Below are 24325 nucleotides of genomic sequence, written 5' to 3'. Positions count from 1 at the left end.
GATTTCCTGTTTCTCCGTCGCCCATGCAATCGCACGACCTGCTCGTCAATTTCGTCATCTACCTGGCTGCGGCCGTGGCGGCGGTGCCGTTGGCGCGCCGGCTGGGGCTGGGCTCGGTGCTCGGCTACCTGCTGGCCGGCGTGATCGTCGGGCCGTGGGGGCTGCGGCTCATCACCAATGTGCAGTCGATCCTGGATTTTTCGGAGTTTGGGGTCGTGCTGATGATGTTCGTGATCGGGCTGGAACTGGAGCCGGCGCGGCTGTGGTCGCTGCGGCGCAGCATCTTCGGTTACGGCGGGCTGCAACTCGCGGCGTGCGCGCTGGCCGTCGGGCTGGCGGTGATGGCAGTCGGCCACCCGTGGCGCGCGGCGGTGGTGGCGGGGCTGGGGCTGGCGTTGTCGTCCACCGCGATTGCGCTGGCCACGCTCTCGGAGCGCAACCTGATGCGTACCCCGGCAGGCACGGCCAGCTTCGGCATCCTGCTGTTCCAGGACATTGCAGCCATTCCGATGATCGCGCTGCTGCCGCTGCTGGCGCCCGAACCCAGCGATGCCGCAGCCACCGGCCATTGGGTCGCGGCGCTCAAGGCGGTGGGTGTGGTGGCGGCGGTCATTTTTGGCGGGCGCACGTTGCTGCGGCCAGTGCTGCGCGCCATCGCCCGCACCAACATGCGCGAGATGTTCACCTCGTTCTCGCTGCTGCTGGTGGTGGGCATCGCGCTGCTGATGCACAGCGTGGGCCTGTCGATGGCGCTGGGCGCGTTCATTGCCGGTGTGCTGCTGGCGGATTCCGAATACCGGCACGCGTTGGAAACCGACATCGAGCCGTTCAAGGGGCTGTTGCTGGGTTTGTTCTTCCTCGCGGTCGGCATGTCGATCGACTTTGGCGTGCTGTTGCGCCAGCCGCTGGCCGTGTTTGGGCTGGTGGTGGTGTTTCTAGTGGTGAAGATCGGCGCGCTGCGCCTGCTGGCCAAGCGATTTGGCATTGCGACCGGGCAGGTCTGGCTGTTTGCGTTTCTGCTCTCGCAAGGCGGTGAGTTTGCGTTCGTGGTGTTCGGCCCCGGTGTGGCGGGCAACGTGCTCGGCGCGGAAACGGCTGCCGTGCTCAACCTTGTCGTGGCGTTGTCGATGGCGACCACGCCGCTGCTCCTGATCGTGCGCGACAAGCTGCTGCTGCCGCGCCTGATGGCGGGCAAGAAGCGCGCCCCCGACACCATTGAGCCGCAGGAGAACGAGGTCATCATCGCCGGCTTCGGCCGCTTCGGGCAGATCGTCGGCCGCATGCTCTACAGCCAGGGCTACAGCGCCACCGTGCTCGACCACGACCCCGACCAGATCGACATGCTGCGCCGCTTCGGCTTCAAGGTGTTCTACGGCGACGCCACGCGCATGGACCTGCTGGAGACCGCCGGCGCGGACAAGGCCCGCATGATGGTCGTCGCCATTGACGACATGGAAACCAGCCTGGAAGTGGTCGACCGCGTGCGCGAGCGCTTTCCGCACCTGACGCTGTACGTGCGGGCGCGCAACGTGTCGCACGTATACCAGCTGCGTGATCGCGGCGTGGAGGTGATCGAGCGCGAGATGTTCGAGGGCTCGCTCATGCTTGCACGCCGCGTGCTGGAAGGCCTGGGCAAGGCCCCGTACGAGGCGCACCGCATCGCGCAGACGTTCCGCCGCCACACGCTCAATTCGATGGACCAGGTCTACCCGGTCTACCGTGACCAGAAGAAACTCGTCTCGCTGGCGCAGCAGGGCCGCGACGAGCTGGCCGAGATGTTCCAACGCGACCGCACGCAGCGCAAGCGCCTGCGCGAGTCCGGCATGCCATGGGGCGAGGGCGACGTTCACAGCGAAGTGGAAGGCGCCCAGCCCGACGCCGACCTTGCCAATGAGGTCGACGGTGGCGAACCGGGCACGCCGATCGACTGCCCGGCGCGTGCCGGCATCCGCCACGAAAGCTAAGGTCAGGCGGACAACAAAAAAGGAGCGCTGCGGGCGCTCCTTTTTTCTGGTGGCATGCGTTGGCGCTACACCGCCACGCCCACATTGCGCCGCAGCTCGCACGTGGCGAGCGAATCGGCATCGCCGCGCAGCAGCAGCTGGCCGTTGCCGACCAGCTCGCGGCAGCGCCAGAAGACGAACCAGTCGCTGGCGAGCAGCCCGTCGATGGCGCCCATGATGCTGCCGACCACGTCGCGCGCGCTGGCCCATTCGCGGGGCACGTGCTCCAGGATCACCTCGTCGACCGTGCCGTACGACACCGGCACCAGCGTGTTGCCCTTCCACAGCCGCACGTCGGCGTTCTCGCGCACGGTCTGCTGCCATTCGTAGGCCAGGCGGCCGATGCGCAGCACCGACACCGGCGCGATGGTCGAGAACCGCCGCGCCAGCCGCGCGCCCGAATACATGCCGATGGCAGTGAGCGGCCCCTGGCCGTTGGGGGCCTCAAGTTCGCGCACATCCATGCCGACTTCATTGATGCGTTGGGGTGACTGATGCAGATGGAACGCCACCCGGCGCAGCATGAGCTGGTCCGACGCGCTCTGGCCGTGCCAGATGGCGACTTCGGTGGCGGCTTCGCGCAGGTCGGCGAGCGACGCCAGCGCGTCGCGCATCTCGCAGGCGAAGTCGATGTTGCTGTTGGGTGCCACACGCTGCCAGAAGCCCGAACGCGCCATTGCGACGCTGTCGACGTCGGCCAGCGGCCCGACGGCGAGATCGTCGCGCAGCACGACTACGGAATCGGGGCGGCCGGCCTGTCCGAGCGCCTGCCTGAGCGTGGCGCCGGCAACATCGCCGTTGACGACATGGATGTATTGCATGGCAGCAATTGTAGCGAGAGTGTCAGCGTCGCGCTGTCGTTTTGCGCGGGTCTATCGGTATTCCCTTGCGCTGCGTCATCGTGCCCATCCGAAGGGCCGATGGGTCACGGGCAATCGTCAGCCGGGCGTGCGAAAATCGCCGCTTTGTTGCAGTCCATAACTAAGAAACAGAGAGAGGAAACCACCATGAGAGCCCCAACGTTTGCGCAGCGCTTGCGCCCGGTCATGGTCGCGCTGCTGGCGGCTGCCGGTGCGCTGGTGGCCGGCCACGCCGCCGCTGTGCCGCCCGCTGACATCTACAAGCGCGCCCAGCAGGAAAAGCCCGCGCTGATCGACACCATGAAGACGCTGGTGTCGATCGAATCGGGCAGCAAGGACATCGAGGGCCTGGACAAGATTGCCGGCGTGATTGCCGACCGCCTGCGTACCCTGGGCGGCGACGTCAAGCTGATCGACCCGAGCGACCACGCCTACCGCATGGCCGACACGCCCGAGAAGATCGGCAAGATGGTGCTCGCGCGCTTCAAGGGCGAGGGCAAGCGCAACATCATGCTGATCGCACACATGGATACGGTGTACTTGAAGGGCATGCTCGCGCAGCAGCCGTTCCGCATCGACGGCGACCGCGCCTACGGCCTGGGCATCGCCGACGACAAGAACGGCGTGGCGGTCATCCTGCACACGGTGTCGATCCTGCAGGCGGCCAACTTCAAGCAGTACGGCACGCTCACGGTACTGATCAACGGCGATGAAGAGATCAGCTCGCCGGGCGCGCGCGCCATGCAGGCCAAGCTGGGCGCCGAGCAGGACGCCGTGTTCTCGTGCGAGGGCACGCGCGTGACGTCCGACAAGCTGTCGCTGGCGACCAGCGGCATCGGCGCGATCCTGCTGGATGTGAAGGGCAAGGCATCGCACGCGGGTGGCGCGCCGGAGCAGGGCCGCAACGCGCTGTATGAACTGTCGCACCAAGTGCTGCAGATGCGCGACCTGTCCAAGCCCGAGACCGGCTTGAAGGTCAACTGGACGGTCGCCCAGGCGGGCACCAACCGCAACGTGATCCCCGCCACCGCCAGCGCCCAGGCCGACGTGCGCCTGCTGCGCGCCGCTGATGCCGACAAGCTGGAAGAAGCCGTCAACGAGCGCATCAAGAACAAGCTGATCCCCGATACGCAGGTCACGGCCAAGTTCGAGCGCCGCCGCCCGCCACTGGAAGCCACGCCGGCGTCGCGCGCGCTGGCCGAGCACGCCCAGAAGATCTACGGCGAACTCGGCAAGACGCTGGAAATTGACGACAAGGCCGAAGGCGGTGGTACCGATGCCGCATTTGCCGCGTCGAAGACCAAGGCGCCCGTCATCGAGCGCTTTGGCCTGGCGAGCTACGGTGCGCACTCGAACGACGCGGAATACGTCGACCTGAACTCGATCGTGCCGCGCCTGTATCTGCTCACGCGCATGGTCATGGATGTGTCGCGCGACCGCGTGGGCACGACCAAGTAACACGGCCGCACCGCGGCGCGTAAGTCTTACACGCGCCGCAGCAAACCGCCTCTGCGAGGCCTCGGTTCCGTGGCCTCCTTCTATGCCTCAAAGTGCCCGGGTGCCGGGTATTCCGCTTGCTTTCCCCTGACGCATGTCCCCAGCTCCGGCATTCCAGCCGAGGAGAGCGTCATGTCTGAACCGCCTCGCGCATCGTCGAACGATCCTGCGCATGCATCCGAAGCCTCACCTGCCGGCCTGAGCCGGCGCGGTTTTCTGCAGAGTGCTGCGGCAGCGGCGTCGGCGCTGGCATTGCCGCATGAATCGGAGGCTGCCCGCGCTTCTGCGCAACCGCCGGCGCGTCCGGCGGCCTTGGCGCCTGCGCGGCCGGTGTCGCTCAATATCAATGGCAAGCCCTACGCCCTGTCGCTCGAGCCGCGCGTCACGCTGCTCGATGCGCTGCGCGAAGTGCTGGGCCTGACTGGCACCAAGAAGGGCTGCGACCGCGGCCAGTGCGGCGCATGCACCGTTCTCGTCAACGGCCGGCGCATCAACAGTTGCCTGACGCTGGCAATCATGCACGAGGACGAGACCATCACCACCGTCGAAGGATTGGCGCAGGCACATGACGGTGCCGTCGACCGCGCGGCGCTGCACCCCATGCAGGCCGCCTTCCTTGAGCACGATGCGTTTCAGTGCGGGTATTGCACGCCGGGGCAGATCTGCTCGGCGGTGGCGGTGCTGGAGGAAGCGCGGCGCGGTATGCCGAGCACCGTCACGTCGCCTGCAGCGCTGGGCAGCGAGGGGCCGGTCGTGCTCACGGAAGACGAAATCCGCGAGCGCATGAGCGGCAACCTCTGCCGCTGCGGCGCGTACCCCAACATCGTGGCGGCCGTTCGTGTGGTGGCGGCCAAGCCCAGCACGACTGTTTGAGGAGCCGCCATGCAATCGATTGCCTATGACCGCGCGACGTCTGTTGAAGCCGCGGTGCGCCTGGGGCTTGAGCCCGGCGCGCGCTACATCGGCGGCGGGACAAACCTGCTGGACCTGATGAAGGGCGGCGTCGAGCAGCCGCAGCGGCTGGTGGACGTGAGCCGCCTGCCGCTGGCGCAGATCCGCGCGCTGCCCGACGGCGGCCTGCGCCTGGGGGCGATGGCGCGCAATGCCGACACGGCGGCGCATCCGCTGGTGCGCTCGCGCTATCCGCTGCTGACCGAGGCGATTGTGTCCGGCGCGTCTGGCCAACTGCGCAACATGGCCACCAACGGTGGCAACCTGATGCAGCGCACGCGTTGCCATTACTTCTATGACACGGCGTATCCGGCCTGCAACAAGCGCCAGCCGGGCTCCGGCTGTGCGGCGCGCGAGGGGTTCAACCGCATGCACGCCATCCTCGGTGCGAGCGAGGCTTGCGTGGCGACGCATCCGTCGGACATGGCTGTTGCGCTCGCCGCGCTGGACGCCACGGTGGTCGTGCACGGCACGCACGGCGAGCGGCGCATCCCGATCGAGGCGTTTCATCGACTGCCGGAGGCGCATCCCGAAATCGACACGACGCTTGGGGCCGGCGAGTTGATCGTCGCCATCGACCTGCCGCCGCCGCTGTTCGGCACGCGCGCGCACTACCTGAAGGTGCGCGACCGGGCGAGCTATGCGTTTGCGCTGGTGTCGGTGGCGGCGGCGCTGGCGCTGGAGGCGGATGGGCAGACGATCCGCGAGGCGCGCATCGCGCTGGGCGGCGTGGCGCACAAACCGTGGCGCGCGCATGCGGCCGAGCAGATGCTGGCGGGGCAGGTGCTCGACGCGCAGTTGTTCGCCCAGGCAGGCGCCCTGGCCGTGCAGGGCGCGCAGCCGTTGCGCGACAACGGCTTCAAGGTGCCGCTCGCGCAGCGCGCCGTGGCCCGGGCGCTGAACGTGGCCGCAAATCCGAACGCGTCAGGAGGTGGGGCATGATCAACGTCGGCCAACCGCTGGACCGCACCGACGGTCTGCTCAAGGTCACTGGCCAGGCGCGCTACGCGGCCGAGTTCCAGGTGCCGCACCTCGTGCATGCCGTGCTGGTGCAAAGCTCGGTACCTGCCGGGCGCATCACGCGCATCGATACGCATGTCGCGCAGGCCATGCCTGGCGTGCTGCTGGTGATGACGCACGAAAACGCGCCGCGCCTGCCCAACGGCGGCAAGCCCGCGCTGGAGCCGCCGGCCGGGCGCGCGCTGTCGCTGCTGCAGGACGATCAGGTGCACTACAACGGCCAGCCGGTCGCGCTGGTGGTGGGCGACACGCTCGAACACGCGCAGGCCGCCGCACGTATGGTGCGGCTGGAAGTCGCGCAGCAGCCGGCACGGCTCGATTTCGAGAACGCCCGCGCGGATGCTCACTCGCCCGGCAAGGTGCAGATGCAAGCCGCCGACACCACACGCGGCGACGTGGCGGCCGGCATGGCGCAGGCCGCGCAGCGCATCGAGGCCGTGTACGGCACGCCCATGGAAACGCATAACCCCATGGAGCCGCACGCCACCATCGCCGTGTGGGACGGTGATGCCCTCACGCTGTACGACAGCACGCAATATGTCTCGGGCGTGCGGCGCACCGTTGCCAAGACGCTTGGCCTGTCGCCCGACAAGCTGCGCGTGGTGTGCCCGTTTGTCGGCGGCGGGTTTGGCTGCAAGGGGTCGGTGTGGTCGCACGTGGTGCTGGCCGCGATGGCCGCGCGCCAGGTGGGGCGTCCCGTCAAGCTGGTGCTGGAGCGCCCGCAGATGTTCGGCCCCGTCGGCGGCCGCCCCCGCACCGAACAGCGCATCGCCGTGGGTGCCGCGCGCGACGGCCGCTTCACCGCCATCTCGCATGACGTGCTGAGCACCACCTCGATGATCGAAGACTGGACCGAGCCGTGCGCCATCGTCACCCGCATGCTCTACGACACGCCCAACCAGCGGACCACGCACCGGCTGGCGCGGCTCAACGTCGGCACGCCGACGTTTCAGCGCGCCCCGGGCGAGGCCACCGGCACGTTCGCGCTCGAAGTCGCGCTCGACGAGATGGCCTACGCGCTGGGCATGGACCCCGTGGAGTTGCGCCTGCGTAACGACGCGCCGCAGGACCCCGAAAAGCACATCCCGTGGTCGAGCAAATCGCTGGCCGCGTGCTATCGCGCCGGCGCCGAGCGCTTCGGGTGGGTGCGCCGCAACCCGCAGCCGGGCAGCATGCGGGAGGGCAACACCCGCATCGGGTGGGGCATGGCGACGGCCACGTACCCCGCCAACCGCAGCCGCGCCGGCGCCACCGCGCGCTACCTCCCGGATGGCACGGCGCAGGTGGAATCCGGTTCGCAAGACCTCGGCACCGGCACCTATACGGTGATGACGCAGGTGGCCGCCGATGCCATGGGCCTGCCCGTCGAACGCGTGCACTTCAGCCTGGGCGACACGCGCATGCCTGAGGCGCCGGTCTCGGGCGGCTCGCAGAGCGTGGCCAGCGTGTCGCCTGCCGTGCAGGCCGCCGGTGCCCGGGCGCGCGACGCGTTGATTGCCGCGGCCATTGCCGATGCAAGTTCACCGCTGCACGGGCTGGCAGCCGGCGACATCACCGTGGCCGAGGGTTTCCTAAGTGCACGTGGCGGCGCGCGTGAGCCGGTCGCCGCCGTGGTTGCGCGCCATGGCCAGCCCGTCGAGGCGACCGCCAAGGTGCAGCCGGGCGACGAGAAGCAGAAGTTCTCGATGCACTCGTTTGGCGCGGTGTTTGCCGAGGTGCATGTCGATGCGGACCTGGGCGTGATCCGTGTCTCGCGCATCGTGGGGAGTTACGGAGTGGGGCGGCTGCTCAACGCCAAGACGGGGCGTAGCCAACTCATGGGCGGCATCGTCTGGGGCATGGGCATGGCGCTGTTTGAAGAGAGCCTGCTCGACCCGCGCTACGGCCGCATCGTCAACAACAACCTGGCGGAGTACCACGTGCCCGTCAACGCCGATGTGCCCGACATCGACATCCTCGTGCTCGACGAGGCGGACCCGCACATCAACCCGCTCGGCGCCAAGGGCATTGGTGAGATCGGCATCACGGGCGTGCCGGCCGCCATCGCCAACGCCGTCTATCACGCCACCGGCCGCCGCGTGCGCGAGTTGCCCATCATGCTCGACAAGCTGATCTGAGCGCGCATGAAAAAGCCCCGCTGGCGCATACCAGCGGGGCCAGATTGGGCCGAGAGGCGGAAAAACGGAGGTGCCTTACGACCGGCCCGTAAGCGCTTGCCGATCAAGGCATCAATTCGGTACCGGATACCCGTAGACCGAGCCGCCGCCGTCGCGGGTGCGGCCGGCCGGGTCGCTGCGCATGCCGTCCGAATACGGATCGAAGCGACCGGCGCGCGCGCCTTCTGTATAGGTGTCGAAACGTCCGGTGCGGGCACCATCGGTATAGACGTCAAACCGTTCGGCGCGTGCTGACTGGCCGAACACTTCCACGCGGCTGGCCTGCGCCCAAGCGCTGCCCGCCGCGAGGGCCCCTGCCACCAGCATGGCGGCCAACCCCATTTGCTTGAGTCGCATGGCGAACTCCTTCTTCAACTGATTTTCGGTGTGCTCTTTTGACGTGGTCTTTTGATGTCTTGCCACGGTCTGAAGCCTAGGTCAGCGGACATACCGTATCCACGGCGGTGCGACGAACGGTTTGTTGTCGGCGCCGAAATGATGCAAGTCAGCGTGAATGGCGATGGAAAGGCGCGCCCATGACCCTGCACGCATCGGCAATCCCCATATCTTTTTGTCTAATCAAGAGATCGCGTGCAGGCCGGCAGTGGGCCTATTGGTGCACCACAGCAGGGCGTCACGCGCCCGCAAGCCTTGCTGCAGGCGGTTTTGGTGCGTCGCAAAAAAGCGATGCGCGCTTACCACACTTCGCAGAATCCTTCTGTGAATTGCTTTGCCCGCCATAAGGGCTTTTGTTAAATTTGCGCGGCACTTCCGACACGGAAGGAAAGGAAACGGAGGAGCCCACCCTCATGCACACGGGGATGGGCGGTCTGAGACAACTTTTTTGAATACGAGCCCACATGAAAAAGTCTGCCATTCTGGTTGCAGTCGGCGCCCTGTTCGCAGGTTCGGCCTACGCCCAATCGAGCGTGACGCTGTACGGTATTGTTGACGCCACCATTCACTACACCACCAACGCGAACCAAGCTGGCAACAGCCTGCTGCGTCTGGATAATGGCGCGGTGTCCAACAGCCGCTGGGGCCTGAAGGGCTCTGAAGATCTGGGCGGCGGTAACAAGGCGCTGTTCGTGCTGGAAAGCGGTTTTGATCCGGACACCGGTCGTGCCAACGGTGGTGGCCTGTTCAACCGTCAATCGTTCGTGGGCCTGTCGAACAAGGACTACGGCACCCTGACGCTCGGCCGCCAATACAACTTCGGCTTCACGATGGGCGGCAACTTCGACCCGCTGGGCGTGGGTAACTACGACGAAAACTCGTGGATTTACTACGGCGTCACGGGCCTGCGCGTGTCGAACATGATCAAGTACGAAGGCAAGTGGAACGGCCTGTACGTTGGCGCAGGTTACGGTTTTGGCGAGAAGGCCGGCAGCACGGCTGACAACCGCTACGTTGGTGGCGCCGTGTCGTACGAATTCGGCCCGGCCCTGATCGGCGCCTTCTACCAGCAGCAACAGGATTCCACCGCTGCCGGTAACAAGCAAAAGGTGTGGGGTATCGGCGGTAACTACGCGTTCGGCCCGGCCAAGCTGTACGCAGGCTACATCGACAGCAGCGACAACACGGGCTGCGTCAACAGCAGCGCCACCTGCGCGGGTGACCGCAGCACCTTTGGTTTGAACCTGTACGGCAATGCGACGGGCGCTGGCTTGGCTCCGGGTGCCACCAAGCGTCGTGACCGCATCGGCTTGGCTGGCGTAACGTACCAAGTGACTCCGGCCCTGGCGCTGACGGGCGTGTTCTACTACGACAGCATCAAGGACGCTGCGCTGGACGCCGGCAACGACGGCAAGCGCTACACCGGCGTGCTGCTGGCCGAGTACTCGCTGTCCAAGCGTACTCAGCTGTACGGTACGGTCGCCTACGACAAGGTGAAGAACGGTGCGATTCCGGAACTGCCGGGCGGCACGGCTAACGGCCAAGGTGGCAAGACCAACCAAGTTGGCGCTGGCGTGGGTATCCGCCACATCTTCTAATCGACGCAGTCACTCGATTGGGAACGGAAAGGCGCCTTCGGGCGCCTTTTCTTTTGCCTGGCGACTTTGCTCGCCGCCGGGCGAACTTGCCTGGGCATCCGCCTACAATGGTGTTTCCTGCCTCTTCCCGTTGACATCGCGCCATGACTTTCGTACGTATCGCTCGCCGTCGCCTGATTGCCTCTGCGGCGCTGCTGTGTGCCGGCCTGCCCCTGGTTGCGGCATTGCCAGCGCTGGCTCAGGACTATCCGGCCAAGCCGATCCGCATCATCGTCGCGTATCCGACCGGCGGCATTTCCGACAACGTGGCGCGTGCGCTGGGCGAAAGGCTGTCGGCGCAACTGGGCCAGCCGGTGGTGGTGGAGAACCGCGCGGGCGCCGGCGGCAGCATCGGCATGGATGCGGTGGCCAAGGCCGCGCCGGATGGCTATACGCTGGGCTTCTCGTCGGTGAGCCCGCTCACGCTCAATCCGCATTTCGGCAAACTGCCGTACGACCCGCAGAGAGACATCGCGCCCGTGGCCAACGTCATGTATGCGCCGATGGTCCTGGTGGGCACGCCGTCGTTCACGGGCAAGAGCTTTGCCGACATGCTGAGCCAGTCGCGCGCCAAGCCGGGTTCGATCCGCTGGTCGACGTCGGGGCTGGGTACGGTGGGGCATCTGGCGCTGGAGCAGATCAAGACGCAGGCGCACGTGGATATCACGCTGATCCCGTACAAGGGCGGCGGCCAGCAGTTGACCGACGCCCTGGGCGGCCAGGTGGAGGTGATGTCGACCAACGTCGGCCCGACCCTCATGCAACACATTACGAGCGGCAAGCTGCGCCCGCTGGCCGTGGGCGCGCCGCACCGGCTCGACACGCTGCCGAATGTGCCGACCTTCACTGAACTCGGTTACGCCAAGGCGAACATGGCATCGACGTTTGGCGTGTTCGCCCCCGCCAAGACGCCCGGCCCGATCGTTGCGCGGCTGAATGCGGAGATCAACAAGGCGCTCGCCGCGCCTGACCTGCGCGAACGCCTCACGCAGGCTGCCGTGGTGCCGGCCGGCGGTACGCCCGAGCAGTTCGCCGCGGCCATCCGTGCGGAATACGACAGCAACGGCCGCATCGTGCGCGCCGCGGGCATCAAGCCGCAGTAACGTTGGGGCCCGGTCAGGCAGTCAAGCGGTAGCCGACGCCGACTTCGGTCAGCAGATGCTCGGGCCGTGCCGGATCGCGCTCGAGCTTGTGGCGCAGGTGGCCCATGTAGATGCGCAGATAGTGGCTGCTGTCGGCGTGCGCGGGGCCCCAGACTTCGCGCAGCAGTTCGCGGTGCGTCATCACCGTGCCGCGCCGGCCGAGCAGCACCGCCAGCAGCCGGTATTCGATCGGGGTGAGGTGCACCGCCTCGCCGTTGCGGTTGACCAGGCGGCGTGCCAGGTCCACCTCCACCTCGCCGAAGCGGACGACGCTGCCGCCGTCTTCGCCGCGCTTGGCGTGTCGGCGCAGCAGGACGCGCAGGCGGGCAATCAATTCACCCACACCGAAGGGTTTGGTCAGGTAATCGTCGGCACCGGCATCGAGGGCGTCGATCTTGTCGCGCTCGTCCACGCGGGCGGAGAGCACGAGCACCGGCACCTCCGTCCACGTGCGCAACTCGCGGATCAACTGCATGCCGTCACCATCCGGCAGGCCGAGGTCGAGGATCACCGCATCGGGCTGGCGCGTGCCGGCTTCGATCAGGCCGCGCCCGACGCGGTCGGCTTCATGGACTTCGCAGCCTTCTTCCTCCAGCGCAGCGCGGACGAAGCGGCGGATGTGCGGCTCGTCGTCGATGACGAGAACGGTGGGCGTGAATGTGAACGGCATGGCACGCATTGTAGAGCGGCCACCCATGAAAAACGGACCCCGCAGGGTCCGTTCTCATTGCTGAAGTGCCAAAGCGATAGGCTTAGGCCTTCTTCGCCCAGGCGCTGCACCAGCCCTTGTTGGCGACGTCTTTGCCGGCGAACAGCGGGCAGCCGCCTTGCGCGGCGGTACCACCCTGGTACAGGGCGCAGTTGCCGCAGTGCTGATCCGGCGTGTGCTTCGGGAACTTGGCCTTGTCGGCCTTGGTGGTGTCAGCCACGTAGCCGAGTGCCTTGGCTTGCGGGTCGCTTTCAGCAACCATCGGCGCGGCCAGTGCCAGGTCCGACATCGACATGACGGCGCCAGCGGCGGCCACGATCGGGATGCTCTTCAGGAATTGACGACGATTGGACATGCTGATTCCTTTTGTGGGAGTGTGTTGTGTGGCGTCCCGTGCCGCGCTGGTGCCAGGTACCCGTGCGCCCTAGGGGACAGCGGACGGCGTCGGCGCGCCATTTTCCCGCTCGTGCATTCTGGCACAGCAATTGGCCCGCGGCATCTGCCTGTGGTCAATGTTCCGCATACCTGAGTGCAGCAATCACTCACTTCCGTGGCTCGCAGCCCACACGGCGGCATGCCTGCCATGGGCCGTGTGGCTGAGGGAGGGCGCCATCAACGTGCGTGCGTTCCTTCGGACCGCGGGGCCCCCCGGGTGGCAATTTGCCGCACGAGCGTGCGTCGTTATCCCAACAGACCCTGCAGCGCTTTTAAGAATGCGTCGCATTCATCGTCGGTGCCGACGGTGATGCGCAGATGCTGATCGATACGCGCAAGCTTGAAGTGGCGCACAAAAATGGCTTGTTCCTTCAGACGCGCCGCGAGCGTGCCCGCGTCGTGGCCGGGATGCCGTGCGAAGACGAAGTTCGCCTTTGACGGCACGACCTCGAATCCGAGCGACTGGAGCGATTGCGTCAGCCGCGCACGGCTGGCGATTACGCGCTGGCACGTGGCGCGGAAGTAGGCGTCATCCTCGTAGGCCGCTTGCGCGGCGGCCTGGGCGAGGCGATCCAGCGGATACGAGTTGAAGCTGTCCTTCACACGGTTGAGCGCTTCGATGAGCGCGGCGTGCCCGAACGCGAAGCCCACGCGCATGCCGGCCAGCGAGCGCGACTTCGATGTCGTCTGCACGACGAGCAGGTTCGGATAGCGGTCGATGAGCGCGACGGCCGATTCGGCGCCGAAATCCACGTAGGCCTCATCCACCACGACCACCGACGATGGGTTCGCAGCGACGATCCGTTCGATTTCTGCGAGCGGCAGCGCGTGGCCTGTCGGCGCGTTCGGGTTCGGGAACAGCACGGCGCCCGCGTCGCCAAGGTAGTCGTCGGCGCGGATGGCGAAGTCGTCGGCCAGCGGCACCACTTCGCACTGCACGCCGTACAGGCGCGCATACGTCGGGTAGAAGCTGTACGAAATGTCCGGAAAGCGCAGCGGCTTGTCGTGCTTGAGCAGCGCCTGGAAGACGTGCGCCAGCACCTCGTCCGATCCGTTGCCCGCAAAGACCTGCTCGGGCTGCAGGCCGACCTGGGCGGCCACCGTTTCGCGCAGCCGGCGCGACAGCGGATCGGGATAGCGGCGCAGGCTGTCGCCCGTGTCGCCCAGTTCAGCCGCAATGGCCGCCACCACGCGCGGTGACGGCGGATACGGATTCTCGTTGGTGTTCAGCTTGATGGGGTGCGCGATGGCCGGCTGTTCGCCCGGGACATAGGGCACCAGTTGCTGAACGATCTCGCTCCAGTAACGGCTCACGGCTCGACTCCTGAGGGGTGAATGTCTGGCGTGCCCGCCGCACGATCGAAAGGTTGAAGCACGCGGAGGCTGAATAGGCGGGGAAATGGGCAGACCGGCACCTTGCGGCAGAAGCGCGGTTCAGGCCGGGGATTGCCTTGCAAGCTTGCGTCAATCTTTGCGTGTTTGGCGCGCCCGGCTGGGATCGAACCAGCAACCCCTGCCTTCGGAGGGCAGTACTCTATCCATTGAGCTACGGGCGCACTTCGGCGCAGAACGCACCGAAAGAGAAGCCCCGCAGAATAGCGCATTTAGGGGCAAGCGTCCATCGCGCGCCCGGGAGGGCCTCACAGCGAGGGCGGGGCCCAGCCACGTTTTGTCCGGTTTTTGACGCAGGTCGAAAAGCGGCGCCTAGGGCTGTCCCGCGTGTCAAAGGCCAAAACATTACGGATATAATCGTTCGCTATTTGCTAGAAGAAAGACGGGGACAGGTTGTTCGGGCCGACGCGGCATGCGGTAACTGCCATGGTCTTCCTGCCCTCATCGCGATCCAAGGCGGCCCCCATGCACTGCAGGCGATGCTCGTGACCTCGCCGGCGGCGCTCTGAGGGCTCCAAGAGCGGTTCCACCATCCTGAGAGTTGAGCATGAGCGACGCGCAACACGACGAACACGAGCCCCTGATCAAGACCCCCAAGCAGCTGATCATCGCGGTGATCGCCGCCTTTGTCGTTCCGATTCTCATCATCATCCTGCTGGCCAATTACGTTGGCCTGGGCGCCAAGGAAGGCGCGGGCGGTTCCGGCATGTCGGAAGAAGCCGTCAACGACCGCATCAAGCCCGTTGCGCAGCTCGAACTGAAAGACCCGAATGCACCGCGCGTCTACAAGACGGGCGAGCAGCTCTACAAGGAAGTCTGTGCAACCTGCCACGCGGCCGGTGTGGCTGGCGCGCCCAAGTTTGGCGACGCGGCCAGCTGGGGCCCGCGCCTGTCGCAAGGCCTGGAAGGCCTGACGAAGGTGGCGCTGGCCGGCAAGGGTGGTATGCCCGCGCGCGGCGGCACGTCGCCCGACGACGTGAGCGACTACGAAATCGAACGTGCCATCGTCTACATGGCCAACTCCGGCGGCGGCAAGCTGCAGGAGCCGGCGGCTCCGGCGGCTTCGGCGCCGCAAGCAGCGGCCCCCACTGCCGCTCCGGCTGCTGCTGCCCCGGCACCCGCCGCTGCAGCGCCGGCTCCGGCCGCCGCCCCGCAAGCTTCTGCCGGCGACGTCGGCAAGAAGGTCTACGACTCGACCTGCCAGATGTGCCACGCAGCCGGTGTGGCCGGCGCGCCGAAGTTTGGCGACAAGGCTGCCTGGGCTCCGCGCATCGCCGAGGGCAAGGCCAAGATGTATGACATCGCACTGCACGGCAAGGGCGCGATGCCGCCCAAGGGCACCTATGCGGGCTCCGACGACGACGTGAAGGCCGCCGTTGACTACATGGCCGCTGCCGCCAAGTAAGCGAAGTCACCTCCCCGAAGAAGCCCGCCCCGTGCGGGCTTTTTTGTTGCCTGTGGTGGCAGCGTTACACGCGCGGCACGTCGTTTGCTACGTCCTTTTTTGATGTGCGGAGAACGATGCAGCCAAGCTGCGTCGCCCCGCACACGTCTGTGATGAGGCCAATGGAGGTTGCAATGCGAAGGGAACGAACGAGGCTGATCTATGGGGTGGCTGCCGCGCTGGCAATGGGCGGCTCGACGGCCATGGCGGCGGACAACTGGCTCAAGCTGGCGCCGCTGGCCGACAACGCCGGCTCGCTGTACCTGGACAAGGACTCCGTCGAACACAACAAGGATGGCACCGTACGGGCCACCACGCGCGACGCCTATGACGCACCGCGCAAGCTGTCCGACGGCAAGGCGTACCAGTACGACACGCGCACCTCGATCTACGACTGCAAGGAGGGGCGCATCCTGCCGGTCAGCGCGCTGATCCAGGACGGCCAGCACGCGACGGTGCTCACCAAGAACATCGACAGCCCCCGCTGGGAGGCCGTTGTGCCGCGTTCGGAAGGCGAGGCGATCCTGCTCGCCGTCTGCCAGAAGTAGCGCCTCTGCCGCGTTACTGCGCGGCCGCTGCCGGCGCCAGATCGACGCGCAGCGTGCCGTCCGCATCCATGCGCGTGGTGCCGCGCGCGGCGGCCTCCCGGTAGTGGTAGAGGTCAAAGCGCAGCGGCCCGCGCGTGGAGGTATCGGTGACGAGTACGCGGCTGTTGGCCACCAGCACGTTGTACATCTTCAGGTCGCCGGACTGGATCCAGATGCGGCTGCCGGCGTTGGTCGGAGCGGGCGCGCAGGTGGCCGGCGCGGGGCCGAAACTCAGCACGAGGCCCTCCGGCGTGACACGCGCCGCCTTCATCTGGCCGACCAGGCGCGGCGGTGGAAACACCGTGTATTGATCCAGCACCATGTCGTTGCCGTCCAGCTTGGCGCTGTCGCGGTCGAGGGGTGCCAGTTGCGAGAGTTGCAAGCCCATCCTCTTGAGCAGCGCCAGCGTCTGGATGCCCATCACGCGGGCCTCGGTGGGGGTATAGACGAGGTAGCGCGATTCCTTGAGCTGTAGCGTGCCGCGCATGCCGAACGGCAGCCACACGCCCGGAAAGTGGTCGCGCAGCTTGAGACCGCCCGACACGTCGAGCACGCCGTCGCCCGGCGTGAGCGACAGCGCATTGAGCGAGCGCGGCGAGTAATCCAGCAGGTACGTGTTGAACAGCGCGTCGAGCGAATCCTTGGGCACCGTCACCTCGCCGCCGAGGATGCGGATGTCGAACTGGCCTGGGTCGTCCATGTCGACGGGTTGCCCCGGCGTGTGTGGCACGAGCTGCGCGGTGAGCTGGTGCACGTGGAAACCGATGCTGCCGGTGATGCGGAAATCCACATCGCGCATCTGCACCACGGGCGGCGCGGTGCCGGAGTTGCGCGCGACCGCCGGGCCGCTGGCGTTGGGTGCGCCCGAGGAGGGGGCGCAGCGCCGCGACCATTGCTCGCGCGCGGTGGCCAGTTCCTTGCGCTGGGCGCTGGCCATGGGGGCCAAGGGCGTCAAGGGCGGCTGCGCAGCACGGCACAGCGCACTGGCCATGAGGCCGGCCAGCCCGAGCCCCACCAGCACCAGACGCAACATCAACGCGGCAAAAGCGAAGGCGGGGGCGATCATGGCGCGGTCCTCTTGGCGAGTTGCAGGGCGGCTTTGGCCGCTTTGGTCATCTTGGCTGCCTGGCCGGTGTCCAGCGCAGCGAACGACGGCATCAGCACGCGGATGCTCCCATCGGGTGAGAAGCGCAGCGACCCGGCCACGAGCTGATCCCGGTACCGGTACAGGTTGAACACGAACGGCTTGGCCGGATCGGCGACGACGATGTCGATGCGCGCGTTCATCGGCATCGAGCGCATGAAACGGATGTCGCCGCCGCGAAAGAGGATATAGGGGCGCTGCGTGTCGGCGGCATTGGCCAGCGGCGGCATCTGCGGGTGGCCGTCGCCGATCTGCATACGCAGGCCGTCGCGCGTGACGCGGATGGCCGAGAGTTTCAGGTCCAATGCCGGCGGCGGAAACAGCTTGGGCACCTGCATGACGATCTCGCTGCCCGCCAGCTGTACGGCCGGCGTGGACACCGGCAGCAGGTCGGCCAGTTCGATATGCGCGGCGCCCATCAGTGCGCCGGCGTCCTGGCCACGCACCTTGACCACGTTCGGGCGGAACACGATGGTCTGCGGATCGCGCAACACCAGCGGGCCGCGCAATTCGATCGGCACCCACGCGCCGCGGCGGTGCATCTCGGCGCGCATGTCGAGCGTGCCCTCGTCGAGCGAGAAGCTGAAATTGCGCAGCGGCGGATCATTGCCCGGCCCGCGCGCGAAGACCACCGTGTTGAACAGCGCGGCCATGCTCTCGGCCGTCACACGCACCGCGCCGCTCACCGGCTGCAGCGCGTAAGAGGACACATCGTCAAGCCACACCGGGTCGCCCGCCTCACGCGGCACCATGCGCAACGCCAGCTCGTCGATGACGAACCCGACACCGCCGTCAAAGCGGAAGTCGACATGGCGCAGATACGAGATGGCATCGGGCTGACCCGAATCGCGCAGCGTGGCCGCCCGCACCTCGCGCGTGGCGAGGCCACCGGCCTGGAACGGCGCACGTGCCTGGGCGCGCGCGTCTTCCAACTGTTGGGCCTTTTCGGCCACGATGCCGCCGTGGTTATCGCCAGCGCTAGCGCAGCTCTGCAGCAACAACGCCGCCATCAATACACCAGCAGCCCGAAACCACGCAGACCGCGCAAGCACGCCGACGGGGTGGCCGTACCCTGCCCTAGATGGCGCCTTGGATTTCTGTTGCAGGAAGGAAAAAGAGAGGAGGCTGTCTGAGCGAAGCGAGTTTGCCTCCTCTCCCTCCCTGCGACAGAAATCCAAGGGGAAGTCGCCATCTCGGGCGCGCCTTTCTTTGCTTACCTTTCTTTGGCAAGACAAAGAAAGTAAGTCGGCCCCGGCAGGGGACGAAACAAGGGATGCACCAACAGCGCCCACGGACTGCCGCCCGCGCAGCCTGCGCAAACGCAATATCAAGTCCCACATCGACGGTCTCCTCGTCGAGAGCATCAGCCGGGAGAGCCCGGCAATCGGCGCGGTCGTGGTAGTCAGTCACCCCGCCGCGCTCGTGTAGAATTTTTTGCATGCCTTCCCGCAAACCAACCGGCGACGCCGGTCCGCCTGCCCAACCGCCCGTTGCGCCCGCCCGCGAGTTCACCATTGATGAACTGGCGCGCGCGGCTGACACCACTGTCCGCAATGTCCGCTCGTACCAGGACCGCGGCCTGATCGATCCGCCCGAGCGGCGCGGCCGCGTGGGGATCTACACGCAGGCGCATCTCGGACGGCTCAAGCTCATCAACCACCTGCTGGCGCGCGGCTACACGCTCGCCAACATCCAGGAACTGCTCAAGGCCATCGTCGAAGGCCACGACCTGCGCTCCATCCTCGGGCTCGAATCCGCCATCAGCAGCCCGTGGTCGGATGAGTCACCCAAGCACTTCTCGCTGCTGGCGCTGGCCAAACTGTTCGGCCGGGCCATGTCGCGCGAGGCGCTGGCGCGGGCCATCTCGCTTGGCCTGCTCGAACCCGATGGCCTCGGCTATCTGGCGCGCAGCCCGAAGGCGCTGATGGCCGGCGCGCAGATGGCCAAGGCCGGTTTCCCGCTGGTCGAAGTGCTCGACATCATCGAGCGCGCCCGGCCGCACACGCAGGCGGTGGCCGACGATCTCGTCTCCATGGTCGTGCGCGAACTCGACAAATACGGCAGCGACTTGCCGCCGGTCGAAGACGTGCCGCGTCTGGTGGACGTGATCTGGCGCATCCGCCCGCTGGCGTTGGTGGCGGTGGAAGCCGAACTGATGCGCGCACTCGAAACCGCCGCCAACAAATACCTGGGCGACCGCGTGGCGCAGGTCATCGAGCATCTGCACGAATCACCCAATCCATCGAACTCGCCGGACAAAGGCTAATGTCTCCGGCGCGCCCATGCGTGGGGCGCGCCTTATCTATTTCTAGTTTGATCCTGATGCTGCCGATACCGCAGGCGTTTTGAATGCCTGCTCAGGATCCGGCCGCACCCGCCGTCGACAGCTTGCGGCGGATCGATGGCGACGGCGCTTCGCCATTGGCAGCGGCATACGCTTCGATCTCCGAGATCAGCTTGGGCAGGCGTTCGAGCGCGGCACGGTTGTCCTCATCCCACGGATGGAAGGACGGCCGGAAGAAATCGAAGAACTCCGGAATGATCTTGCGCAGCGGCGCCGGGTGGATCCACAGATAGTGGAATGCGCTTCCCAAGCCGAAGAACTTGTTCTTGCACGTGCGATCCGCAAAGATCAGCCGCAGGTGCACGTAGAACACCATCGCCCAGAAGGTGACGGTCGTCACCAACATCGTCAGCGTGCGGGTGAGGTAGCGGCCCACACCCGGCTTGATGGCCAGGTTCCACACGTCGTAGCTGACCGCCTTGTGTTCGGTCTCTTCCATCGCGTGCCACATCCAGACCTGGCGATAGCCGGGTTGGGAGTTGCGGCCCAGGCCATCTTCGTGCGCCAGCACCTGACCGGCCAGCATGGCGGTGTAGTGCTCCAGCGCCACCGTCACCGCTAGCTGGTGCGATTTGGGCGTCCACTTGCGCAGCACGTTGAGGAACTTGCCGACAAAGCGGTCGATGCGTGTGGCGGGCAGGCCGGCGCGATCGAGCAGGTCGTTGTACAGCACGTGCTCGCGCGTGTGCATGGCTTCCTGGCCGATGAAGCCGGCCACGGCCTGCTTGAGCTCGGGGTCAGTCACCAGATGGCGGTAGTTGCGCACGCTGTCCATGAAGAAGCGCTCGCCGGTCGGGAAGAAGATCGACAGCGCGTTCAGGAAGTGGGTCACGTGCGTGCCTCGCTCGTGCCAGTTGCTGATGCGATCAGCGGGCAGGTGAGGATGCACGTCGCGGCGGACTGGCATCATGGGCGGTTCTCCTGGAATGTGGTTTCTGTAGGGCGGCTTTGGACGCGCCCTTGGTCGAGGAAGGCGCAGAGGTCGGTCCCCACGCGCACGGGGTCTTCCTCCATCGGGATATGGCCGAGCGCCGGATACATGCGCAGCGTGGCGCCGGGAATGCGGCGGGCAAATTCACCGGCGTGCGCTGGCGGGATCCACCGGTCGCGCTGGCCCCACAGAATGAGCGTCGGCACGTTGATCGCGGCCAGACCACTCGTATCGACATCGTCAAAGCGGAACTTCGGCACCATCTTGCCGATGGCCTGGCGTGCACCTTCGGCGTAGAAAAAGTCTGTGTAGCGGCGCAGCGTGGGTTCGGACACGCGCGACGGATCGCCATACACATCGCGCGTGGCGGCGCGGATGATGCCCTCGGGCAGCATCCACGGCGAGGTGAGCCGCACGCTCAGGTGGTTGAACAGATCGATATAGATGGGCAGCTTCATCGGAAAGCCGGCCGAGTCGATCAGCACGAGCTTCTCGACACGGCCCGGATGCCGCACCGCAAAGTCCCACGACACCATGCCGCCGAGCGAGTTGCCGATCAGCGTGAGCTTCGACAAGCCCAGCGTATCGACAAACGCGTCGATGAAGTCACGGTACAGGGGCAGTTCCATCGTGCGCGGGCGGCCCTGCGCGTCACGCAGCGGGCCGGTGATGCCGAATGGCGGCAGGTCGAGCCGGATCACGCGGTAGCGGCGCGTGAGCTGCGGCAGCACGCCGTCCCACGTGTGCAGCGAGGCGCCAAAGCCGTGGATCAGCAGCAGCGTGCCTTCCGCGTTGGCGGCGCCCTCATCGGTGTAATGCACGCGCGTGCCCATCAGCGGGAGGTAGCGCGATTGCGGTTTGGCGTAGCGCGCGATCAGCACGTCGCGGCCGATGCTGCGCAGGCCGATGCGGCCCGGGCGCAGCACCGCGCGTGCGACGTTCAGCAGATTCGCGCGCGGGGGGCTGGCGAACAGTTCGCCGGTGGTGGCGGTGTTCATGCGCGGCCTCCTACTTGGCGCGCGCGGTGGCCGGCGCCGTGTCTTCACGTAGCGCCTTCTTGCGCGTACGGCGCGCTTCCCGAACGACCAGGGCCTGATACGCGGCCGGCAACACGCGGGCCATCACATCCGCAGCATGTGCGTCGGGGCCGATCAGTACGCGGCGCTTGTTCTTGCGCACGCCATCGAGGATTACCTCCGCCGCCTTCTCGGCCGTGGTGATGAAGAACTTCTCGAACTCGGCCTTGCCCTGCTGTTCGTCGCGCACCAGAAAGCCATTCATGCTCGGCGACACGCGGCTCGACTTGGCAATGTTGGTCTTGATGCCGCCCGGGTGCACGCACGTGGCCGACACGCCGCAGTTCATCAAATCCAGTTCCTGGCGCAGGGCTTCCGTATAGCCGCGCACGGCGTACTTGCTGGCGTTGTAGGCGCCCATGCCCGGCTGCGCGAAGATGCCGAAGATGCTCGACGTGTTGATGATGTGGCCGTTGCCGCTCGCCTTGAGCAGCGGCAGGAACGCCTTGGTGCCATGCACGACGCCCCAGAAGTTGATGTTCATGATCCACGCCAACTCGTCGTCGTCCATGCCTTCGATCGTGCTGGACAGCGCCACGCCCGCGTTGTTGAAGATCAGGTTGACCTTGCCGTGCGCGGCGGCTGCTTCTTCGGCCCAGCGGTAGACGGCGGCGCGGTCGGCTACATCGACGGCGTGCGTGGTCACGCGGATGCGGTCGCCTTCGTGCGCGCGCACCAGTTGCAGCGTCTGCGCGAGTGCGGCCTCGTTGCGATCGGCCAGCGCGAGGTGGCAGCCTTCGCGTGCCAGCTGCAGCGCCAGCGAGCGCCCCATGCCGGACGCGGCACCGGTGATGGCGGCAACCTGGTTGTTGAATGACTTCATGCTGTGGTCTCCTTGGCTGGCGCGTCAGACGCGGTCGAGCGCTTCTTCTTGAGGGGTGTTCTGGGTGGCAGCGGGTACGGTGCGCGCGGGCACGCGCGACGGCACGCCCCTGGGCACCGGCATCGGCCGCGTACGGTAGTCAGCAAGCCGGAAGTGCGCGGTGGCGCGGCGGAACTGCCAGGTGAATCCTGGCCACAGCGTGGTGTTCTTGCCGGTTTTCGGATCGAGGTACCAGCTCACGCAGCCGCCGGCCGACCAGATGGCGTTTGACAGCCGCTTCTGGATGCCGTCGTTGAAGCGGCGCTGCACGTCGGGGCGCACGTCGATGGCCGCGACATTGTGTGCGCGCATCGACTTGAGCGCATCGACGATGTACGCCACCTGCGACTCGATCATGAACACCATCGACGAGTGGCCGAGCCCCGTGTTCGGGCCCACCACCATGAAGAAGTTCGGGAAGCCCGCCACCGTGGTGCCCAGGTAGGCCTCGGCGCCTTGCTTGTCCCACACGTCGACGATGTCCGCGCCCTGGCTGCCGAGCAGCACGCCGCGCGGGAACGGGTCGGTGGCGTGGAAGCCCGTGCCGAAGATCAGGCAATCGACCTCGCGCCGCGTGCCGTCGGTGGTGACGATGGCATTCGGTTCGACACGTGCGATGCCGGTGGTGATCACATCCACGTTTTCGCGCGTGAGGGCGGGGTAGTAGTCGTTCGAGATCAGGATGCGCTTGCAGCCGATGGTGTAGTCGGGCGTGACCTTCTTGCGCAGTTCCGGGTCGGCAATGCGGCGCTTGATGTGGCCGCGTGCCATGCGCTCGACCGCCTTCATCAGCTTGGGGTGCACCACGAAGCCCAGCACGCGCGATTCGAGCATCCAGTAGATGCTGGTGCGCACGAGCTTTTGCGTGAACGGCAGGTGGCGGAACAGCCAGTGCTCGGCGCGCGAGACCTTGCGGTCGGGCTTGGGCAGGATCCACGGCGGGGTGCGCTGGTACAGGTCAACGCGGCCGGCCTTGGGCGCGATCTGCGGGACGAACTGGATGGCCGATGCGCCCGTGCCAATCACGGCGACGCGTTTGCCGCGCAGGTCGTAGTCGTGTTCCCACAACTGCGAATGGAAGGCCTTGCCCTGGAAGGTTTCGATACCGGGAATGCTGGGCCATGCCGGGCGGCTCAGGCCGCCCATGCCGGAGATGAGCACGCGGGCGCGGTAGCGGCGGCCGTCGGCCATGTCCAGATCCCACGCGCCGGCCACTTCGTTGAAGGCTGCGCGCGTCAGCTCATGGTGGAAGCGCACGTGCGGGCGCACGCCAAATTCATCGGTGCAGCGCTCCAGGTACGCGCGGATTTCCGGCTGCGGCGAATACATGCGCGACCAGTCCGGATTGGGCGCGAACGAAAATGAATACAGGTGCGATTGCACGTCGCACGCGCAGCCTGGGTAGTGGTTGTCGCGCCATGTGCCGCCCACCGAGCCGGCCTTCTCGAAGACGAGGAAGTTGTCGATGCCGTGCTGCTTGAACTGGATGGCCATGCCCAGGCCGGCAAAGCCCGTCCCGATGATGGCGACATCAACGAGGGCGCGGGCCTCGGTGCTTGGGGCGGGGTGAGGGAACTCAGACCGTGCATTCACGTGGTGTCTCCGTGGGCACCACATGGATCATGGGCACCTCTTAATGTGACATTGTTCGATGTCATCGTAGGGGGCGCCCTCGGGCGAGTCAATCGCCCGATTGGAATGCTGAGACTAGAAGCGGCGTACACGCCGCTTGAAACGGA

General features: G+C 66.5%; 21 protein-coding genes and 1 tRNA gene. 10 read left to right on the top strand and 12 right to left on the bottom strand.

Annotated elements, in window-relative coordinates:
* Positions 1 to 23 precede the first annotated feature (23 nt).
* Positions 24 to 1964: a glutathione-regulated potassium-efflux system protein KefC gene (gene kefC / locus NG900_RS21055; protein ID WP_252683351.1), complete on the top strand. Its 1941-nt coding sequence runs from the start codon at positions 24 to 26 to the stop codon at positions 1962 to 1964.
* A gap of 65 nt (positions 1965 to 2029) precedes the next feature.
* Here kefC and NG900_RS21050 read toward each other — a convergent pair whose 3' ends face one another.
* A complete protein-coding gene (locus NG900_RS21050) occupies positions 2030 to 2824 on the bottom strand; it encodes a DUF1835 domain-containing protein (protein WP_252683349.1) in 795 nt (264 codons plus the stop codon).
* Between the two features lie 186 nt (positions 2825 to 3010).
* On the opposite strand from NG900_RS21050, the gene NG900_RS21045 reads away from it, so the two are divergent.
* The 4 genes from NG900_RS21045 (at position 3011) to NG900_RS21030 (ending at position 8448) form a co-directional block, all read left to right on the top strand.
* Positions 3011 to 4321, top strand: a complete 1311-nt coding sequence (locus tag NG900_RS21045) for a M20/M25/M40 family metallo-hydrolase (RefSeq protein ID WP_252683347.1) — start codon at positions 3011 to 3013, stop codon at positions 4319 to 4321.
* Between the two features lie 171 nt (positions 4322 to 4492).
* Positions 4493 to 5233, top strand: a complete 741-nt coding sequence (locus NG900_RS21040; protein ID WP_252683345.1) for a 2Fe-2S iron-sulfur cluster-binding protein — start codon at positions 4493 to 4495, stop codon at positions 5231 to 5233.
* A 9-nt stretch (positions 5234 to 5242) separates the two neighbouring features.
* Complete coding sequence (locus tag NG900_RS21035; RefSeq protein WP_252683343.1) at positions 5243 to 6253, top strand: FAD binding domain-containing protein; 1011 nt, start codon at positions 5243 to 5245, stop codon at positions 6251 to 6253.
* Positions 6250 to 8448, top strand: a complete 2199-nt coding sequence (locus NG900_RS21030) for a xanthine dehydrogenase family protein molybdopterin-binding subunit (RefSeq protein ID WP_252683341.1) — start codon at positions 6250 to 6252, stop codon at positions 8446 to 8448. Before NG900_RS21035 ends, NG900_RS21030 begins: the two co-directional genes overlap by 4 nt.
* 111 nt (positions 8449 to 8559) lie before the next feature.
* On the opposite strand, the gene NG900_RS21025 is transcribed toward NG900_RS21030, so the two are convergent.
* A complete protein-coding gene (locus NG900_RS21025) occupies positions 8560 to 8844 on the bottom strand; it encodes a hypothetical protein (RefSeq protein ID WP_252683339.1) in 285 nt (94 codons plus the stop codon).
* Between the two features lie 503 nt (positions 8845 to 9347).
* Between NG900_RS21025 and NG900_RS21020 the strand changes: the two genes are divergently transcribed.
* Both NG900_RS21020 and NG900_RS21015 read left to right on the top strand, forming a co-directional pair.
* On the top strand, positions 9348 to 10481 hold the full coding sequence (locus NG900_RS21020) for a porin (protein WP_252683337.1): 1134 nt from the start codon (positions 9348 to 9350) through the stop codon (positions 10479 to 10481).
* Positions 10482 to 10624: 143 nt separating this feature from the next.
* On the top strand, positions 10625 to 11623 hold the full coding sequence (locus NG900_RS21015) for a Bug family tripartite tricarboxylate transporter substrate binding protein (protein WP_252683335.1): 999 nt from the start codon (positions 10625 to 10627) through the stop codon (positions 11621 to 11623).
* A gap of 13 nt (positions 11624 to 11636) precedes the next feature.
* On the opposite strand, the gene kdpE is transcribed toward NG900_RS21015, so the two are convergent.
* The 4 genes from kdpE to NG900_RS20995 all read right to left on the bottom strand — a co-directional run bounded on the left by kdpE (position 11637) and on the right by NG900_RS20995 (position 14362).
* Positions 11637 to 12341: a two-component system response regulator KdpE gene (gene kdpE / locus NG900_RS21010; RefSeq protein WP_252683333.1), complete on the bottom strand. Its 705-nt coding sequence runs from the start codon at positions 12339 to 12341 to the stop codon at positions 11637 to 11639.
* 73 nt (positions 12342 to 12414) lie between these two features.
* Positions 12415 to 12726 (bottom strand): high-potential iron-sulfur protein, encoded by a 312-nt coding sequence (locus NG900_RS21005; protein ID WP_147219071.1) that lies wholly within the window; start codon positions 12724 to 12726, stop codon positions 12415 to 12417.
* Between the two features lie 326 nt (positions 12727 to 13052).
* Positions 13053 to 14120, bottom strand: a complete 1068-nt coding sequence (gene hisC, locus NG900_RS21000; RefSeq protein ID WP_252683330.1) for a histidinol-phosphate transaminase — start codon at positions 14118 to 14120, stop codon at positions 13053 to 13055.
* 166 nt (positions 14121 to 14286) lie between these two features.
* Positions 14287 to 14362: transfer RNA gene (locus NG900_RS20995), tRNA-Arg, on the bottom strand.
* Positions 14363 to 14745: 383 nt separating this feature from the next.
* Between NG900_RS20995 and NG900_RS20990 the strand changes: the two genes are divergently transcribed.
* Both NG900_RS20990 and NG900_RS20985 read left to right on the top strand, forming a co-directional pair.
* A complete protein-coding gene (locus NG900_RS20990; RefSeq protein ID WP_252683328.1) occupies positions 14746 to 15603 on the top strand; it encodes a c-type cytochrome in 858 nt (285 codons plus the stop codon).
* A gap of 173 nt (positions 15604 to 15776) precedes the next feature.
* Positions 15777 to 16190 (top strand): surface-adhesin E family protein, encoded by a 414-nt coding sequence (locus NG900_RS20985; RefSeq protein WP_252683326.1) that lies wholly within the window; start codon positions 15777 to 15779, stop codon positions 16188 to 16190.
* Positions 16191 to 16203: 13 nt separating this feature from the next.
* Here NG900_RS20985 and NG900_RS20980 read toward each other — a convergent pair whose 3' ends face one another.
* Entirely contained in the window at positions 16204 to 17295 is a 1092-nt protein-coding gene (locus tag NG900_RS20980; protein WP_252683324.1) for a DUF2993 domain-containing protein, read from the bottom strand.
* Complete coding sequence (locus tag NG900_RS20975; protein ID WP_252683322.1) at positions 17292 to 18383, bottom strand: hypothetical protein; 1092 nt, start codon at positions 18381 to 18383, stop codon at positions 17292 to 17294. Before NG900_RS20975 ends, NG900_RS20980 begins: the two co-directional genes overlap by 4 nt.
* Positions 18384 to 18811: 428 nt before the next feature.
* Here NG900_RS20975 and NG900_RS20970 point away from each other — a divergent pair, with 428 nt between their 5' ends.
* Positions 18812 to 19639 carry a MerR family transcriptional regulator gene (locus NG900_RS20970; protein ID WP_252683320.1) on the top strand — a complete coding sequence of 276 codons (828 nt, stop codon included), beginning with the start codon at positions 18812 to 18814 and terminating at the stop codon, positions 19637 to 19639.
* Between the two features lie 91 nt (positions 19640 to 19730).
* Here NG900_RS20970 and NG900_RS20965 read toward each other — a convergent pair whose 3' ends face one another.
* From NG900_RS20965 to NG900_RS20950, 4 genes are read right to left on the bottom strand one after another with little or no spacing between them, the layout of a single operon-like run.
* Positions 19731 to 20627 carry a metal-dependent hydrolase gene (locus NG900_RS20965; RefSeq protein WP_252683318.1) on the bottom strand — a complete coding sequence of 299 codons (897 nt, stop codon included), beginning with the start codon at positions 20625 to 20627 and terminating at the stop codon, positions 19731 to 19733.
* Positions 20624 to 21646 (bottom strand): alpha/beta fold hydrolase, encoded by a 1023-nt coding sequence (locus NG900_RS20960; protein ID WP_252683315.1) that lies wholly within the window; start codon positions 21644 to 21646, stop codon positions 20624 to 20626. The genes NG900_RS20965 and NG900_RS20960 overlap by 4 nt, the downstream gene beginning before the upstream one ends.
* Before the next feature lie 10 nt (positions 21647 to 21656).
* The gene (locus NG900_RS20955; RefSeq protein WP_252683313.1) at positions 21657 to 22547 is read right to left on the bottom strand and encodes an SDR family NAD(P)-dependent oxidoreductase; all 891 of its coding nucleotides are present in this window, start codon (positions 22545 to 22547) and stop codon (positions 21657 to 21659) included.
* Between the two features lie 24 nt (positions 22548 to 22571).
* On the bottom strand, positions 22572 to 24179 hold the full coding sequence (locus NG900_RS20950) for a flavin-containing monooxygenase (RefSeq protein WP_252683311.1): 1608 nt from the start codon (positions 24177 to 24179) through the stop codon (positions 22572 to 22574).
* Positions 24180 to 24325 lie beyond the last annotated feature (146 nt).

It is taken from the genome of Ralstonia soli (assembly GCF_023955655.1).
GTDB classification, from domain to species: Bacteria; Pseudomonadota; Gammaproteobacteria; order Burkholderiales; family Burkholderiaceae; genus Ralstonia; species Ralstonia soli.
Note: the sequence above shows the minus strand (reverse complement) of the source record. Positions and strands in the feature narration are given on the sequence as shown.

Excerpts from the sequence above, each read along its gene's own strand:
- kefC (WP_252683351.1), top strand. The coding sequence starts at position 24 with ATGCAATCGCACGACCTGCTCGTCAATTTCGTCATCTACCTGGCTGCG.
- NG900_RS21050 (WP_252683349.1), bottom strand. The coding sequence starts at position 2,824 with ATGCAATACATCCATGTCGTCAACGGCGATGTTGCCGGCGCCACGCTC.
- NG900_RS21045 (WP_252683347.1), top strand. The coding sequence starts at position 3,011 with ATGAGAGCCCCAACGTTTGCGCAGCGCTTGCGCCCGGTCATGGTCGCG.
- NG900_RS21040 (WP_252683345.1), top strand. The coding sequence starts at position 4,493 with ATGTCTGAACCGCCTCGCGCATCGTCGAACGATCCTGCGCATGCATCC.
- NG900_RS21035 (WP_252683343.1), top strand. The coding sequence starts at position 5,243 with ATGCAATCGATTGCCTATGACCGCGCGACGTCTGTTGAAGCCGCGGTG.
- NG900_RS21030 (WP_252683341.1), top strand. The coding sequence starts at position 6,250 with ATGATCAACGTCGGCCAACCGCTGGACCGCACCGACGGTCTGCTCAAG.
- NG900_RS21025 (WP_252683339.1), bottom strand. The coding sequence starts at position 8,844 with ATGCGACTCAAGCAAATGGGGTTGGCCGCCATGCTGGTGGCAGGGGCC.
- NG900_RS21020 (WP_252683337.1), top strand. The coding sequence starts at position 9,348 with ATGAAAAAGTCTGCCATTCTGGTTGCAGTCGGCGCCCTGTTCGCAGGT.
- NG900_RS21015 (WP_252683335.1), top strand. The coding sequence starts at position 10,625 with ATGACTTTCGTACGTATCGCTCGCCGTCGCCTGATTGCCTCTGCGGCG.
- kdpE (WP_252683333.1), bottom strand. The coding sequence starts at position 12,341 with ATGCGTGCCATGCCGTTCACATTCACGCCCACCGTTCTCGTCATCGAC.
- NG900_RS21005 (WP_147219071.1), bottom strand. The coding sequence starts at position 12,726 with ATGTCCAATCGTCGTCAATTCCTGAAGAGCATCCCGATCGTGGCCGCC.
- NG900_RS20990 (WP_252683328.1), top strand. The coding sequence starts at position 14,746 with ATGAGCGACGCGCAACACGACGAACACGAGCCCCTGATCAAGACCCCC.
- NG900_RS20985 (WP_252683326.1), top strand. The coding sequence starts at position 15,777 with ATGCGAAGGGAACGAACGAGGCTGATCTATGGGGTGGCTGCCGCGCTG.
- NG900_RS20980 (WP_252683324.1), bottom strand. The coding sequence starts at position 17,295 with ATGATCGCCCCCGCCTTCGCTTTTGCCGCGTTGATGTTGCGTCTGGTG.
- NG900_RS20975 (WP_252683322.1), bottom strand. The coding sequence starts at position 18,383 with ATGGCGGCGTTGTTGCTGCAGAGCTGCGCTAGCGCTGGCGATAACCAC.
- NG900_RS20970 (WP_252683320.1), top strand. The coding sequence starts at position 18,812 with ATGCCTTCCCGCAAACCAACCGGCGACGCCGGTCCGCCTGCCCAACCG.
- NG900_RS20965 (WP_252683318.1), bottom strand. The coding sequence starts at position 20,627 with ATGATGCCAGTCCGCCGCGACGTGCATCCTCACCTGCCCGCTGATCGC.
- NG900_RS20960 (WP_252683315.1), bottom strand. The coding sequence starts at position 21,646 with ATGAACACCGCCACCACCGGCGAACTGTTCGCCAGCCCCCCGCGCGCG.
- NG900_RS20955 (WP_252683313.1), bottom strand. The coding sequence starts at position 22,547 with ATGAAGTCATTCAACAACCAGGTTGCCGCCATCACCGGTGCCGCGTCC.